Origin of the sequence: Salinivirga sp. (assembly GCF_035268865.1) — a bacterium.
GTDB lineage: Bacteria > Bacteroidota > Bacteroidia > Bacteroidales > Salinivirgaceae > Salinivirga.
Genome location: NZ_DATFKB010000176.1, coordinates 1 through 16,789, shown reverse-complemented (window position 1 = coordinate 16,789; position 16,789 = coordinate 1). Strand labels below are relative to the sequence as shown.

The window sequence follows — 16,789 nt, the reverse complement described above, 5'->3', positions numbered from 1 at the left end:
AAGTTATGAGCAACAATAAACAAACTTTTGTAGAAAAAATCCTGGGCGCACCAGTTGGCAGCATCGTTTTTAAAAAGCCCGACCTGGTACTGACACACGACAATAGCGCCAGTATAAAAGGCACTTTTGAAAAAATGGGTGGACAAAAGGTGGCCAATCCCGACCAACTCTTAATGGTATTGGACCATAATGCTCCTCCCACCAATGCAAAACTGGCTACGCAATATCAAACCATCCGGGACTTTGCATCGGAACAATCGGTAAATAAATTTCATGATGTAGGTGATGGTATATGCCATCAAATCATGGCCGACCATGCCAGGCCCGGAATGATTATCGTTGGGAGCGACAGCCACACCTGTACAGCAGGAGCATTTAATGCCCTGGCAGCAGGAATAGACAGAACAGAAGCTGCAGGTATTTGGCGACGCGGAGAAACATGGTTCAGGGTACCTGAAACAATCAAAATAAACCTCTCAGGGAAATTACCCGAAGGCGTTTATGCCAAAGACCTTTCGCTGTATATCATTGGCATGATCGGTTCTGCCGGAGCCAACTATATGAGCATAGAGTATCATGGAGAGGGCGTAAAAACCCTTGACATATCAGAACGTATGACCATTGCGAATCTGGCTTCAGAAATGGGTGGCAAGAATGCTGTATTCCCCCCGGACGAAGTGCTGGAAAAATGGATGGGTCAGAAAATAGCCAATGGTTTTTGGGCCGATGAAGGAGCCAATTATACACGCGAAATAAATATTGACCTTTCCGGGCTCTATCCGCTCACGGCTGCACCGCATAATGTAGATAATGTAAAAACCATTGCTGAAGTCAAAGGAAAATCCATACAGCAGGCACTGATAGGAACCTGCACAAACGGCCGCATTGAGGACCTGAGAATTGCAGCAAACATATTACGTGGCAAAAAAGTTCCCGCAGATGTGCAATTACTCATAGCCCCGGCCTCGAAAAAAATATATCTGCAGGCCATAAAAGAAGGTCTGATCAGCGACTTTATTGAAGCAGGTGCCAACGTGCTTGGAGCAAGCTGCGGACCTTGTCTGGGTACAGGCCAGGGCATACCAGCCGACGATTACACCGTGATATCAACTGCCAATAGAAATTTCAAAGGTCGCATGGGTAACAAAAACGCAGAAATTTATCTTGCTTCCCCTGCTGCTGTAGCACTAAGTGCCTTAAATGGAGAAATAACTGATCCACGTGACAAGCCCGGAAACGAAAAATTCCCCTATCCAAAAGCTGAAGGCAATACCATTGAAATACAACCCGGCGATAACAGGCACATCAACGGTGTGTGGAACTATGCCGATGCAGACAACCTGAATACAGACCAGATGTTTGCCGGAAACCTCACCTACAACATTATGAGCTCTGACCCTGAGGCTATTATGGAGCACCTCTTTGCTGGTTTCGATGAAAATTTCGCCAAAAATGTACAGGAAGGAGATATTATTGTAGCCGGAGAAAACTTTGGTTGTGGTAGTTCCAGAGAGCACCCTGCAGTCGGACTGGCTCATGCAGGCGTAAAGGCCGTGATTGTAAAATCTGTAAACAGAATTTTTTACAGGTCGTGTATCAACCAGGGGCTATTGCTTATTGTAAACAAAGATATCGTTGAACAATACAGCCCCGGTGATCAAATAGAGGCCAACCTTGCGGATGGAAAAGTTACAGTTGGAGATAATACTTTTGATATCCCGCCATTACCTGAAAAACTAATGGAAATTATTAAAAAGAAAGGACTGGTAAACTGGATAAAAAACCAGGCATAGTGTAAAAAACAATAGAGGCTTCTTTCGTTTCAATATATTGAAGCCTCTTTTCTTAAATCTTCTCCAGGTAAAATGTTGTGCCGCTACCCGGTGTAGATTCAACATCGATTGCAAAACCCAACAAATCGGCCAGGCCCATGACAATAGTAAGACCGACCCCTGTACCGCTGTAGAAACGATCATTATGGATTGAAAACTTATGAAACTTATCAAAAATTCTGGGCAACTGCACAGGATCAATTCCCGATCCGGTATCTCTCACAAACACCTGTAGCACATTATTAATTAATTTATAACCTATAACAACCTCACCTGCTTCGGTAAACTTAAATGAGTTATCAATTAAGAGACTCAACATTTTCCGAAAATAAAACAGGTCTGTTTGCAGCGAATAAGCTTCTGATGCATATTCTGTTTTAAAATCAATCTTGCTCAATTTATCCGGAACCATCTCTCTGAATTGCATAACCACTGTGTCCATAAGTTCATTCAAATCAACCTTTTGATTGCTGATCGTAACCTCCCCACTCTCAAGCTGCGAAAATATTATCATACTCTCAATTACGCTTGTTAACCTGTGACTATTGGCCAAAATATCGTTACTGTATTCTTGTATTTTCGGGTCAGAAAATTCAAGAGCCAACAATTCGGAATAACCGTTTATAGCATTCAGCGGTGTACGCACTTCATGCGAAATATTGGATACAAAAGCGGTCTTAAGCCTGTCGCTTTCCTCTGCCTTTAATTTAGCCTCGAGCAATTGTTCTGTTCTGCTTTTCACCTCACGTGAAAGTGTTTTGTTCCAGAAAAGAAGTAATAATGCCAGACCTGCTGCCATGAGCCCTGTATATAACCAAAAGCTATATTGCCTGTAAAAAGGAAGGTACCGCTGGTATGACCATTTGTTTACCAATTTAGCCAAATCATCTTCTGATATTCCATTAATCGCTTTTGAATAAATTTGGTAAAGCATAGCTTTATCTTTCTGAACCCCGATAGATAAAATCGTATTTGCAGGAATATCGGTAATAGTTACAAGGTTATCATTATTCTTCAGGAAATACCGAACAGTATATTTTTGAGACATAAATACATCTGCTTCTCCTCTATTCAGAGCTTTTATGCATTTTCTATCATCTGCATAATACACTATTTTATGTTGATCAAAAGTATTGAGCAAATAATCAGTGATAAAGTAATCTTTTACTGCAGCTATTCTTAATTCAGGATGCTGTTTTAAATCAGCAAGGCTTTGTGGCTTTTTAGTGTCTTTGCGCACGACCATTACATGTGGGTCCATAACTACCGGACTTGTAAAACTTAAATAAGTCCTCCGGTCTGTAGTAGGAATAATCGGATGAATAACATCTATATTACCAGCTTCAGCCGCTTTCAGATAATCGGCCCAGTTTGGATAAAAAACCTGCTTGTATCTGAACCCCGTAGCATCGTCAATAATCTGCTGCAATTCATTAAATAAGCCCGTTATCGATTGCTTCTCCTCTACAAAAGCATATGGAGGATATAAGGGATAAACGCCTATTGTAAACTCATGCTTTGCAATCCATTCTTTTTCTTCTGGTGTAGGCTCATAAGAGGTAGTTACTTTATTACAACCAGCTAATAAAAAAAGAACCCAAATGATTAGCAATATTGGTTTAGTCATAAAATACCTGGTTTATTTCTACAGACAATTTACGAATAAATCAGGAAAAAAACGGGCTTTTTTACTCAAATGGTTTTTCAGAGCAGGTATAATTACGGTTTGGAAATATCAGTAATATGAATTATATTCACCTATGTAAATATTTTTATGTGCAGCATTTTAAATAGAATGTTTCTTAATAATAAGAACGCTGCCAACAAATGAAGATCTAATTTTGTTAAACAACCAAAATAAAATATACTTCTATGCTGTTTGATTTAGACTTAATAAAAAACGTATACGCGTCATTCGAAGACAAACTAAAAGACGCCAGAAACACATTAAACCGACCACTAACCCTTACGGAAAAAATTCTCTATTCGCACCTGCACAAAGACCAACAAATAAAAGAGTTCAAGCGTGGGGAGGATTATGTAAACTTTGCCCCTGACAGGGTTGCAATGCAGGATGCAACAGCGCAAATGGCGCTATTGCAGTTTATGAATGCAGGCCGCAATAAAGTAGCCGTTCCTTCAACGGTGCATTGCGATCACCTTATTCAAGCGCAGGTTGGTGCTGAAAAAGACTTATCAACAGCATGGAACCAAAACAGTGAAGTTTTTGAATTTTTAAAGTCTGTTTCAAAAAAATATGGAATTGGTTTTTGGGAGCCCGGTGCTGGAATTATTCACCAGGTTGTGCTCGAAAATTATGCATTCCCTGGCGGCATGATGATTGGAACTGATTCGCACACAGTAAACGCCGGCGGACTGGGAATGGTGGCTATTGGCGTAGGCGGAGCCGACGCCGTTGATGTTATGGCCGACATGCCCTGGGAATTAAAAATGCCTAAACTCATTGGGGTTAAACTTACTGGTAAACTCAGCGGCTGGGCATCTTCAAAAGATGTAATTCTAAAAGTGGCCGAAATTCTTACCGCAAAAGGAGGAACAGGCTTTATACTGGAGTATTTTGGCGAAGGAGCAAATTCTATAAGCTGTACAGGTAAGGGCACAATTTGTAATATGGGCGCAGAAATTGGTGCCACCACTTCTCTGTTTGGTTATGACAACAGAATGAGCGACTACTTGCAAAATACTGGCAGGGAGGATGTAGCCGAATTAGCCAATCAAATGAAAGCCAACCTTACAGGTGATAAAGAAGTTTACGACAACCCGAATCAATACTTCGACAAAGTCATTGAAATAAACCTCTCGGAAATAGAGCCGCTTGTAAATGGGCCATTTACACCAGACCTTGCTCACCCTATAAGCAAGCTAGGCGACAACGCCCAAAAGAACGATTATCCGTTAGATATTGAAGTTGGATTAATAGGCTCTTGTACCAACTCATCCTATGAAGATTTAACACGAGCAGCATCCATCGCAAAACAAGCAAAAGAGAAAAAACTCAAAGTAAAAACTGAATTTATGGTAACCCCCGGGTCAGAAATGATTCGATATACAACCGAAAGAGACGGGGTACTCAAATATTTTGAAGATATTGGCGGAGTTGTATTGGCTAATGCATGCGGGCCATGTATTGGACAATGGAAAAGACATACCGATGACCCTGAACGTAAAAACACAATTCTGACCTCTTTTAATCGCAACTTTGCCAAGAGAAATGATGGTAATCCAAACACACACGGATTTGTGTCTTCACCCGAATTGGTTACAGCACTAACAATAGGTGGCACACTTACATTCAATCCAATGAAGGACCCACTCATTAATGAAGATGGTGAAGAAGTATATCTCGATCCTCCAACAGGTGAAGAGTTCCCGCAACAGGGCTTCGATCTAAAAGAGATGGGCTTCATTCCTCCGGCGAAAGACAGTAGTGACGTCGAAATTGTGGTAAAAGAAGATTCAAACAGACTTCAATTACTTGAGCCTTTCCCGGCTAATAATGAAAAAGATATAAAAGATTTAAAGCTTTTGGTTAAAGCCAAAGGTAAGTGTACAACTGACCACATCTCCATGGCCGGTCCCTGGTTGCGTTTCCGCGGCCACCTTGATAATATTTCTGATAATTTATTGCAGGGTGCAGTCAATGAATTTCATGACAAAGCCAATTATACCAAAAACCAGGTCAATGGTGAATATGATAAAACACCAGGTGTAGCACGAGCATATAAAGAAGCCGGTGTACAGTCGTTCATTATTGGAGATGAAAACTATGGCGAAGGTTCTTCACGTGAACATGCCGCAATGGAACCCAGGCATATGGGTGTCAGGGTGGTTATAGTAAGGTCTTTTGCACGCATACACGAAACAAACCTTAAAAAACAAGGTATACTTGCTTTAACCTTTGCCAACCCTGCTGATTATGACAAAATAAAAGAAGACGACACTATAAATGTACTTGATATAGATAAACTGGCACCAGGCAAGGATGTGACTGTAGAAATTAATCATAAAGACGGGGCTACTGAAAGAATTATGGCCAAACATACTTACAGTCCGGTACAAATAGAGTGGTTCCATGCAGGATCTGCCTTAAATTTAATTAGAAAACAAAATAAATAAAATATATTCTATGAAAACGTTCAAAGAAACACTAGCCGAAAAGATAGAAGCATGGCGACCAAGAACTGAGCGCCTTATAAAAGAGTATGGAGACGTAGAAGTGGATAAGGTTACCATTGGTAAAATTCTTGGCGGAATGCGCGGCCTGAAATGTCTGGCTACAGATATCTCATACCTCGATCCGAACGAAGGTATTCGATACAGGGGGTATACCCTTCAGGAAGTTTTCAAAAAACTCCCCAAACCACCCGGAAGCGAAATGCCATATGTAGAAGGTGTCTTTTATTTGCTGGTAACAGGTGAAATGCCTAATGAAAAGGAGCTGGAGCATGTGCTCGACGAATTTTCCAAACGTCGGATATTGCCTCGTTATGTATATGAAGTTATTGATTCATTTCCCTGCTGCAGCCATCCAATGTCAATTTTCTCTACCGCTATACTGACGATGGGTCGTGAGTCATTTTTCGTTAAAAAGTATCATGCAGGGGTCAATAAAAAAGACTACTGGGAGTCTACGTATGAAGATGCATTAAACCTTCTGGCTAAGCTACCCGAAATTGGTGCATATATTTATGCTAAGCTTTACCGCGATGGTAAGCGAATACACAGTAATCCCGATCTTGACTTTGGAGCAAACTTCGCACACATGATGGGTAAAGAAAAGCCTTACGACGATGTTTCGCGCATGCATTTTATAATTCACAGCGACCATGAAAGTGGTAATGTAAGCGCGCACACCGGACACCTTGTAGGAAGCTCACTAAGTGATGTCTATCTTTCCATCTCATCAATGGTCAATGGTCTTGCTGGTCCGCTTCACGGGTTAGCCAACCAGGAAGTTCTGCGCTGGTTACAACAATTAATGGACCGCATGGGAGGAAAAATTCCTAATGAGGAAGAAATGAAACAATTTGTGTGGGATACATTAAATTCAGGTCAGGTTATACCAGGGTATGGTCACGCAGTATTGCGCAAAACAGATCCACGTTATGCATTGCAAAGAGAATTTAGCCTTAAACATCTGAAAGATGACCCGCTATTCAAATATGTAGACATGCTCTATAAAGTTGTTCCTCCAATTCTCAAAGAACAAGGTAAAGCCAAAAACCCATGGCCTAACGTCGACGCACAAAGCGGAATAATACAATGGCACTATGGCATTACCGAGTATGACTTTTACACAGTACTATTTGGAATAGGAAGAGCTATAGGTATTACAGCCAATTTAATTTGGGACAGAGCTCTTGGCTATCCACTTGAAAGGCCCAAATCCCTTACCACAGAAATGTTGGAAGAGATAGCTGGAATCAAAAAAAATGATAAGTAGTTGTCTTTCAGGCAACTAATCGCAAACAAAGGATTAACTATTGATTATTAAGGCAATATATAGTATTCTGTTTTTATAAATTAGACAAAAAAAACCAGTTAAAATTTGCAAAAGACGAGAAATGGCCTATATTTGCAATGAACTGGTACATAAAATTTGGTTAAACGTAAAAATTTTAGGTTTATGAACAAAGCACAATTAATAGATGCTATGGCATCTAAATCAGGTCTTTCAAAAAATGACAGTAAAAAAGCGCTAGAAGCTTTTGTTGAATCAGTTACCGACTCACTGAAATCAGGTGATCGCATTCAATTAGTAGGATTCGGTTCTTTCTCAGTAGCAGAAAGAAGCGCAAGAACAGGTCGCAATCCAAGAACAGGCCAAGAAATTAACATCCCAGCTAAAAAAGTTGTGAAATTTAAAGCAGGTAACGATTTAGCTGACGAAGTAAGCTAGCATACTGCTAAAAGTTTAGAAAAAGGGTCCCTTTAATCTTGGACTCTTTTTTTTTTGCCCCAAATGCTTAATTTTGAGACCAAAATTATGGATATTTCATCTAAGCATAGAAGTAGTGAAACAACTAATAGAACAACTCAAAGAATTTATCTCAGAAGAACGGTTTAATCTGTTTGAACAAATCTTACAAAACCGTACAAACTATATAACTGTTGCCATAGAAGACATATATCAATCGCATAATGCCAGTGCAGTATTGCGCTCATGTGATTGCTTCGGAATTCAAACAGTACATGTGGTAGAACAACAAAACGAATTTATTCCAAACCCTGAAGTGGCAATGGGCTCATCAAAGTGGCTTAATATAAATCACTACAAAGATAAAAACGCCCTACCAAATGCCATCTTAACATTAAAGAAGCAAAATTACCGGGTTGTGGCTACCACGCCCCATCAAAATGACACCTTATTACCAGACTTTGATCTCGAAAAAGGCCCTGTAGCATTACTTTTTGGTACTGAAATGCGCGGATTAAGCAACCAGGCCATTGACCTTGCCGATGAATACCTGAAAATTCCGATGTATGGTTTTACAGAAAGCTTCAATATATCGGTGTCAGTAGCGATAATATTGAATGAGCTACGGCAAAAACTTAACAAATCTTCTATTCCATGGCAATTGAATGAACAGGAATACGAAGAGACCTTGTTTAAATGGATCAAAGCTTCGATAAAAAGGCCAGAACTTATAATAGAGCGCCTGCAACAAAATAAAAAGAATAATCTGACAAGTTGATATCAAACAATAAACTACGAATTAGAGGTTAAAAAGTGTAAAATTCGCTCATTCTCATTACTTTTGCCTTCAATTTAGCTAAAACAGAACTTAATGAAATTTGAAGCATTCCAGTTGAACGAACAGTTACTTGAAGCCATTTCCTACATGGGCTTTGAAGAAGCTTCGCCAATACAACAATTAGCCATTCCGCCAATTTTGGAAGGCAAAGACCTAATAGCCTGCGCCCAAACTGGAACAGGCAAAACAGCTGCATTTATTTTACCTGTAATAAATCAAACCATTGCATTAGAATCAGAAGGAGTACATACACTTATACTCGTTCCAACGCGGGAACTGGCAGTACAAATAGATCAGGAAATTCAGGGAATTGGTTACTTTGCCGATGTTGATACCATCGCAATATACGGAGGAGGCAATGGTACAGATTGGGACCTTGAGAAAAAGGCACTTACAAAAGGCTCAGGAATTGTAGTAGCAACACCCGGCCGCTTGCTTGCCCACCTAAAACTGGGCTACGTAAATTTCAGTCAGGTAAAAAACCTCATCCTTGATGAAGCCGATAGAATGTTGGATATTGGCTTTTTCGACGATATCATTAAAATCATATCTCACCTTCCTAAAAAAAGGCAAAGCTTGATGTTTAGTGCCACTATGCCTGGCAAAGTAAGACAATTGGCAAATAAAATACTGCACAAACCACTTGAAGTTAATACAGAAATATCTAAACCGGCAGAAGGAGTGCTGCAGGGTACTTATCTTGTATACGACAAGCAAAAATTACCTCTGCTAATTAGTTTAATTGCAGATAACCCCGAATATGAAAGTATTCTGGTTTTCACTTCCACAAAAAAGAATGTAAACACTATAGTGAACCAGCTTAAAAAGAAAGAGCCCAGTACAGAAGGAATTTCTTCAGATCTGGAACAAAACGAAAGAGAAAATGTGTTGCTTAGATTTAAATCTAAAAAAACGCGCATTCTGGTTGCCACTGATGTGTTGAGCCGGGGTATTGATATTAAAGATATCCACCTGGTTGTAAATTATGATGTACCAGGCGATGCCGAAGATTATGTACACCGCGTTGGACGTACGGCCAGAGCCAAATCAACAGGGGTTGCCCTCACGCTGATCAATGAACAGGATATGTATAAATTTCACCGCATTGAGCAACTAATTGAACGTGAATTAATCAGGATTCCACTCCCAAAAGAATTGGGCGATGGCCCGCAATGGAGTCCCAAACCCGATAAAAAATTTCGGAAAAAACGGCCATCGGGACGCAAACCCGGCTATCAAAACCAAAAAAGAAGAAAAAAGTAACTATTTAAATAAAATGAATGCAGAAGAGCAACAAATTATTGAAAACCTGAGCCTAAAGCCACACCCTGAAGGCGGTTTTTTCCGGGAAACATACCGGGCACCAATCTTTGTTGCAGGTAAAAACTTACCCGAATCGTTTGGAGGAAGACGCAACCTGTCAACATCAATTCTTTTTTTTCTACCAGCCGGCAATTTCTCAGCATTTCACAGGCTAAGGCAGGATGAAGTTTGGTACTTCCATTATGGCAAAGGACCTGTACTGCATTGCATATACCCTGACAACACATACAAAAAAATTACACTGGGACCCGGCATTGAACAAAATGAATACCCACAGGTTGAGATTCCGGCAAATACATTGTTTGCCGCCCAGACAATCCAAAGTTTTGCGCTTGTAGGATGTCTGGCCACACCGGGATTCGACTTTGCCGATCTGGATATGTCTCCTGCAGCACAACTAATCAAAGAATTTCCCGATCATCAGCAAATAATAAAAGCGCTTACCAGAACTTAAATAACTTTACTATTCTGGTTATCTTTGTTATATTTGTTGAAAAAATGAAATTCTATTCTTTTCTAGCCGCAACTTTCCTAATTACCCTCAATGCTTTCAGCCAAAAAGAAGAAGCTTATTTCACAAAAGATTCCGTTTCAAACGTAGGTTTTAATGTAACGCTATATAGTCCTGCTGAAAATGCCAGATATTGTCACATTCAGTATGACAATTCAGTAAAAAAATACACCCCTCAGGAAGTAGATGAGTATGGTGTCAAAGGGAGAGTATTTGTTGCTAAAAAAATTGAATACAAAAACGAGAAAAAAAGAGTTTTCCTTGAAAGGCTAACTACAGGCAAAATAGTTCTCTATCGTTATGTAACCGATAACGATCAGCTATACTACTACAGCAACCATAATAAGAAACTGGCACCACTGCCTAAAAACAAAAATGGCATATCGTATAAAGAAACTATAAAAAAGCTTACAGGCGATTGCCCTGAAATGACCGACAAACTTTTCAAACGTATTAAATATAAAAGAAACCCTATGGCTACCGCCATTCGCTACTACAATATATGTGAACCACGTTATATTCCCACTTTTAAAACAGGGTTATTAGTGTGGTTAGGATTACATAAAAACACTTTGACCGAAAATATGAAATTATCAACTCATACAAGCAATCCACTCGCTGATTTATCATACCAGTTTACCACTAATCTGGCATTTGGTGCATTTATCGACATACCAATAAATTTTACCCGACATTCTTTTCATATTGAAGCAATAATTAACAGATACAACCATGAATTCAGCGAAAGTGTAATTGCAAATTATAACTATGTAAGTATGGTGCAAGCAGACCTTGTACTGAAGCTCAAAACCACAACTTTACAACTTCCTGTAATGTACAAATACTCCATTCCATACGATAAGAATCTCCTATTTGTAAATGCCGGTCCTGTACTGGGTTTCACAATTAGCGACAAATCTTCGTTACAATACAACTTCTATAATGGAGCAACTCAGTCAATTGATAAAGAATTAGTCGATAATATTTCGTTCGGAATTTCTGCAGGTCTTGGTGCTGAGTTTGATATTACGGAAAAATATAAAGGAATTACAAGCCTTCGGTATACTATGCAAAGCATAAATAACAAAGAGACTTTTATCCAACATTTAATCGCAATAAATCTTGGGATTTTTATTTAGACTCATTATTTTTTAAGCATCTTTCCAGAACTCCGTAATAACACTATAGCCGTCACTACAGGGTAATATGCGGCTATATCTTATTTAAAACTGGGCATATGTCCATAATTTAAACTTTTTGATAGGCTGATGGTTATAATAGCAAATAGCCAAAAATGTTTGTTGACGAACACCCCTCAAAAAGATAAAAATCTATGGACTACACAATTCTTAATTTTGAGCAAAAGCAGACGATAGGCATACTTACTATAAATCGTCCTGATGCCATGAATGCCCTGAATTCAAAAATTTTCGACGAACTTGACCATTTCCTTGATCACCTTCCAAACATCAGAACCCTCATCGTAACAGGTGTAGGTAAAGCTTTTGTAGCAGGTGCTGATATTTCAGAAATGGTAGAAATGAAAACCGACGCCGCCCGACAGTTTTCGCAGCGCGGCCAGGATATTTTCAATAAAATTAAAGACCTAAGAATTCCGGTAATTGCTGCTGTAAACGGCTTCGCACTTGGTGGTGGTATGGAACTGGCCATGGCTTGCGATATTCGCATAGCAAGCGAAAAAGCCAAGTTCGGACAACCTGAGGTAAACCTTGGACTGATTCCTGGTTTTTCGGGAACACAACGTCTTTCCCGTTATACATCATTGGGTAATGCATTATACATGCTGCTTACCGGCGAAATGATTACCGCTCAGAAAGCCTACACAATGGGCCTTGTGCAAAATGTAACAAAACCCGGGGAACTTATGGATGAAGTTACAAAAGTAGCTGAAACCATTGCATCAAAAGGTCCTAAAGCCATCGAACATGTGAAAAAAGTTGCACGCCAGGGTCGTTTTATTCCTTTCAACGAGGCCAACAGGCTAGAATCAGAAGTATTTGCTTCGCTCTTTGGTAATGAAGGTACAGAAGGCATGAAAGCATTCCTCGAAAAAAGAGACCCCAATTGGTAAACACAAAACATAAATTTATGCATTACACCGAAAAATTAAAAAACGTATCTGTTTTGGGTGCTGCCGGCAAAATGGGAAGCGGAATATTATTACTCACAGCACAGGAGCTATTACACCAAAAATTGCAGCATGAAAATAAAAATCAGCAGTTTGTGCTCAATGCCATTGATGTGTCACATAATGCACTTGACGGACTTCTAAAATATGTCAGGGCGCAAGCGCAAAAGTTTGCCGAAAAAAAAATTGTACAGATTCGAAAAATGTATGCTGATCAAAAACAATTACACGAAAACGCAGACTTTATTCAAAAATATGTTGAAGATGTAGTAGATATCATCAAACCAACAACAAGAATTGAAGCAGCATACGACTCCAACCTTATACTTGAGGCTGTAAGTGAAAACCCCGATCTGAAAAATAAAATTTTCAGGCAAATTAGCAGCAATAATAACAACAATCCGTGGTTTTTCACCAACACTTCCTCAATCCCAATACATGAAATTGATACAAATGCAAATCTTAACGGACGGTTAATGGGCGTACATTTTTATAACCCCCCTGCAGTGCAAAAACTTGTAGAACTCATCAAATCTGAACAAACATTACCGGAATTAGCTGAGTTTGCAACACAATACGTGAAAAACCTAAAAAAAATAATTGTCCCTTCAGCCGATGTTGCCGGGTTTATAGGCAACGGCCATTACATGAGAGATACAATAAATGGCATCGATCTGGCCATAAAGCTTAACCTGAAAATACCCTTACCACAAGCCATTGCGACAGTGGACACAATTACCCGTGATTATTTAGTGCGGCCTATGGGCATTTTCCAACTGGCCGATTATGTAGGGATTGATGTGGTGCAGTACATCATGAAAGTGATGCATGACCGGGGAATTGATGATAATTTGCAAAGCGATTTGCTTGACAAATTAGTGGAGTCAGGTATTAAAGGTGGACAAAACAGTGATGGTAGTCAAAAAGACGGATTTTTCAGGTACGAAAAAGGGCGTCCCGTTGCCGTAATAAATCCTGAAACTATGCAATATGCAAATCTAAATACGCTCAGCTCAAAGGTAGATACTTACCTGGGAGAGAAACCGGAGGGTGCGGTAAAATGGAAATCTCTGCTTAAGGCAACCGACAAAGAAGATCAACTCAGAAACTGGTTCAATACGCTGAAAAATGATAGCAGCAAAGGATCAGAATTAGCCATGGAGTACCTTCAAAAATCAAAAAACGCTGCACTACAACTAGTTAAGGATGGCGTGGCAGCAAACGAAGAAGATGTAAACACCGTGTTGATGACAGGATTTTTCCATGCATATGGACCTGCAAACGATTTCATGAACTAAAATCAATTGTTATGACTACACTTCGCAAAAAAATATATATGACAGCCGGTCACAACACAGTATCGCTGGGACCAGGCCGTAAAGAGTTTCACCCTAAAAAGCCCAGACCAGGTATTGAACATTACCTGAAAGAGGCCGGGGAAGGCACAATAAAAAAACTTGGTGGCGCGGAAAAAATCGATGAGTCGGTGGTGGGAAATTTTATGGCACCACGCTATAACAAACAAGGCCATCTTGGAGCCTTTGCTCCCATGATCTCACCCGCCCTGCAGTACAAGCCCGGGCTAAGTGTGGAAGCTGCCTGTGCCTCTGGCGGTATGTCGTTAATGACCGGAATTAAATCGATTTTGGCAGAAACAGCCGACACTGTGTTGTCGCTTGGTGTTGAAGTTCAAAATTCTGTAAAAGCCGTCTACGGAGCCGATATTTTAGCCGGTGCTGGTTGGTTTCAGGAGCGTAAAGACGGTCACGCCCACTTCTTTCCGGGGCAGTTCAGCGATCGTGCCGGGGCATATTTTAAAAAATTTGGGCGCGAGAAAACCAGGAAAGCCTATGCGCGCTGGTATAAAAACGCCATTGAAAACGCAAGATTATGTGAAACTGCACAGGAATATCACAATACGCACACCGATCCGGAATCACTTGCCCTTAATACAGAACCTAATCCCAGGGCTTTTACAGACCATCTCACAGTGTTTGATTCATCAAAAGTATCAGATGGCGCTTCTGCCATTGCCATTATGTCTGAAGAAGGCCTGAAAAAACACAATATTTCACTTAACCAGGCTGTACAAATAGTTGGGTATGGCCATGCGGTAGAAGACCTTACCCAAAAACCCGGGGAGCTTACAAAACTGAATACCATGCAAAACGCTGTAAAAAAAGCAATGAAAATGGCAGGTATCACTAAAAATGATTTGGGAACCGTAGAAATCCACGATTGTTTCACCTCAGCAGCCATTATTGGAATAGAAGCTATTGGGCTGGCTCCTCACGGTAAAGGCACCGATTTCGTGCTTGACGGACATACAGCCAGAGATGGAAAGATTCCGTTCAATACAACTGGCGGATTAATTGGCTGGGGACATCCAACAGGAGCCACCGGTGTACATATGGCTGTTACAATTTGGGAGCAATTGACAGGTAATGCCGGCGATGCACAAATAAACATCGATCCGAAACGCCCATATGGCATGTCAGTCAATATGGGCGGCGACGATAAAACCGTCATGGTAATCATATACAAAAATGCTGCATCCTAAATATCCATCACTATAAATTACGCTTTTATGAACTTTGAACTTACCGAAGAACAGGAAATGATTCGCCAATCGGCCCGCGATTATGCACAACGCGAGTTAATTAAAGATGTCATTGAACGCGATACCAATGCCATCTATCCAAATGAACACGTAAAGAATCTAAAAGAACTCGGTTTTTTCGGCATCATTTCAGATGAAAAATATGGTGGTACAGGCCTCGACTATTTATCGTATGTGCTTGCCATATCTGAATTTTCGAAAATAGACTCCGCGATCGGAGTTATACTGTCTGTACACAACTCGCTGGCTGTGGCAGGAATAGAGCGTTTCGGAAATGAAACACAAAAACAAAAATATTTACCACAAATGACCAGTGGTGAGAAAATTGGCGCTTTTCTTCTTTCAGAGCCCGAAGCGGGTTCAGATGCCTCCTCCCAGCATACAACAGCTGTTGATAAAGGTGACCATTATCTTATTAACGGAACCAAAAACTGGATCACTAACGCCAATAGTGGAGGTATTTATCTCGTTATAGCGCAAACGCATCCCGGGAAAAGGCACCACGGAATTAATGCTTTTATTGTAGAAAAAGATACCCCGGGCATAACGCTTGGCCCCCACGAAGATAAGATGGGCATGCGCAGTAGCGATACCCACTCTGTCATGTTCTCCGATGTAAAAGTACCAAAAGAAAAACGCATCGGTGAAGATGGTTTTGGGTTTAAGTTTGCCATGAAAATGCTTGATAGCGGACGCATCAGTATTGCTGCACAAGCACTGGGTATTGCAGAAGGAGCTTACGAAAGAGCCCTGCAGTACAGCAAAGAACGTAAGGCCTTTGGAAAAGAGATATCCAAACACCAGGCCATCGCTTTTAAATTGGCAGAAATGAAAACACGCATCGAGGCAGCACGCAACTTTGTATGGAAAGCAGCATGGGAAAAAGCCAATGGCAAAAATTTCAGTATGACCGGTGCTATGGCAAAATATTACGCTGCCGAAACTGCCATGTTCGTAACCACCGAGGCAGTTCAAATACACGGAGGTTACGGTTATGTGAAGGAATACCACGTAGAGCGTTTAATGCGTGCAGCCAAATTGACACAAATTTATGAAGGAACCTCAGAAATACAGAAAATGGTGATTTCAAGAGCCATTTTAGATGCATAAATTATGAACTAAAACACCAAATCATGAATATTCTTGTATGTATAAGCAGTGTACCTGAAACAACAACAAAAATAAGGTTCACAGACGACAACAAAGCTTTTGACACAAGTGAAGTAAAATGGATCATTAACCCCTGGGATGAGTTGGCACTAACCCGTGCCCTGGAGCTCAAAGAGCAAAACCCTGATCAGGTAAAAGAAATAACTGTTGCCACAGTTGGAGGACAATGGACCGAACAAGTAATACGGAAAGCTCTGGCTATTGGTGCCGATAAAGGTTTAAGAGTAGATATCGAACCAATGGACGCATGGCAAACAGCATCGCAATTATTACCTGTTGTGCAAAATGGTAATTATGATATTGTAATGGCAGGGATTGACTCCAGTGATTACAATGGAATGGCTGTAGGCAATATGTTGGCAGAAATGGCCGGATTGCCATCTATTGCAGCTGTCAGCCACCTCGATT

At 40.4% G+C, this 16,789-nt stretch carries 14 protein-coding genes; 13 read left to right on the top strand and 1 reads right to left on the bottom strand.

The genetic code is table 11. The annotated features are described in order from the left end of the window. Positions 1 to 5 precede the first annotated feature (5 nt). The gene (locus VJ937_RS10660) at positions 6 to 1,793 is read left to right on the top strand and encodes an aconitase/3-isopropylmalate dehydratase large subunit family protein (RefSeq protein WP_324066910.1); all 1,788 of its coding nucleotides are present in this window, start codon (positions 6 to 8) and stop codon (positions 1,791 to 1,793) included. 52 nt (positions 1,794 to 1,845) lie between these two features. Here the strand turns inward: VJ937_RS10660 and VJ937_RS10655 are convergent, their stop codons facing one another. Then, a complete protein-coding gene (locus tag VJ937_RS10655; RefSeq protein WP_324066908.1) occupies positions 1,846 to 3,459 on the bottom strand; it encodes an ATP-binding protein in 1,614 nt (537 codons plus the stop codon). A 245-nt stretch (positions 3,460 to 3,704) separates the two neighbouring features. Between VJ937_RS10655 and VJ937_RS10650 the strand changes: the two genes are divergently transcribed. The 12 genes from VJ937_RS10650 to VJ937_RS10595 form a co-directional block, all read left to right on the top strand. Continuing rightward, positions 3,705 to 5,969, top strand: a complete 2,265-nt coding sequence (locus tag VJ937_RS10650) for an aconitate hydratase (RefSeq protein ID WP_324066906.1) — start codon at positions 3,705 to 3,707, stop codon at positions 5,967 to 5,969. A gap of 10 nt (positions 5,970 to 5,979) precedes the next feature. Then, on the top strand, positions 5,980 to 7,296 hold the full coding sequence (locus VJ937_RS10645) for a citrate (Si)-synthase (protein WP_324066903.1): 1,317 nt from the start codon (positions 5,980 to 5,982) through the stop codon (positions 7,294 to 7,296). A 183-nt stretch (positions 7,297 to 7,479) separates the two neighbouring features. Beyond that, positions 7,480 to 7,752 (top strand): HU family DNA-binding protein, encoded by a 273-nt coding sequence (locus VJ937_RS10640; RefSeq protein WP_324066901.1) that lies wholly within the window; start codon positions 7,480 to 7,482, stop codon positions 7,750 to 7,752. Positions 7,753 to 7,825: 73 nt separating this feature from the next. After that, positions 7,826 to 8,548, top strand: a complete 723-nt coding sequence (locus tag VJ937_RS10635) for an RNA methyltransferase (protein WP_324066899.1) — start codon at positions 7,826 to 7,828, stop codon at positions 8,546 to 8,548. Between the two features lie 93 nt (positions 8,549 to 8,641). After that, on the top strand, positions 8,642 to 9,871 hold the full coding sequence (locus VJ937_RS10630; protein ID WP_324066897.1) for a DEAD/DEAH box helicase: 1,230 nt from the start codon (positions 8,642 to 8,644) through the stop codon (positions 9,869 to 9,871). Positions 9,872 to 9,884: 13 nt separating this feature from the next. Beyond that, positions 9,885 to 10,385 (top strand): cupin domain-containing protein, encoded by a 501-nt coding sequence (locus VJ937_RS10625; RefSeq protein ID WP_324066895.1) that lies wholly within the window; start codon positions 9,885 to 9,887, stop codon positions 10,383 to 10,385. 44 nt (positions 10,386 to 10,429) lie between these two features. Next, the gene (locus tag VJ937_RS10620) at positions 10,430 to 11,581 is read left to right on the top strand and encodes a porin family protein (RefSeq protein WP_324066893.1); all 1,152 of its coding nucleotides are present in this window, start codon (positions 10,430 to 10,432) and stop codon (positions 11,579 to 11,581) included. Positions 11,582 to 11,775: 194 nt separating this feature from the next. Next, positions 11,776 to 12,534: an enoyl-CoA hydratase/isomerase family protein gene (locus VJ937_RS10615; protein WP_324066891.1), complete on the top strand. Its 759-nt coding sequence runs from the start codon at positions 11,776 to 11,778 to the stop codon at positions 12,532 to 12,534. Between the two features lie 17 nt (positions 12,535 to 12,551). Then, on the top strand, positions 12,552 to 13,889 hold the full coding sequence (locus VJ937_RS10610; RefSeq protein ID WP_324066889.1) for a 3-hydroxyacyl-CoA dehydrogenase family protein: 1,338 nt from the start codon (positions 12,552 to 12,554) through the stop codon (positions 13,887 to 13,889). Between the two features lie 11 nt (positions 13,890 to 13,900). After that, on the top strand, positions 13,901 to 15,151 hold the full coding sequence (locus VJ937_RS10605) for a thiolase C-terminal domain-containing protein (protein WP_324066887.1): 1,251 nt from the start codon (positions 13,901 to 13,903) through the stop codon (positions 15,149 to 15,151). A 27-nt stretch (positions 15,152 to 15,178) separates the two neighbouring features. Continuing rightward, positions 15,179 to 16,321, top strand: coding sequence for an acyl-CoA dehydrogenase family protein (locus VJ937_RS10600; RefSeq protein WP_324066885.1), 1,143 nt, complete (start codon positions 15,179 to 15,181; stop codon positions 16,319 to 16,321). Positions 16,322 to 16,344: 23 nt separating this feature from the next. Continuing rightward, positions 16,345 to 16,789, top strand: a 445-nt coding sequence (locus tag VJ937_RS10595) for a hypothetical protein (RefSeq protein ID WP_324066883.1), incomplete at its 3' end; no start/stop codon positions are given.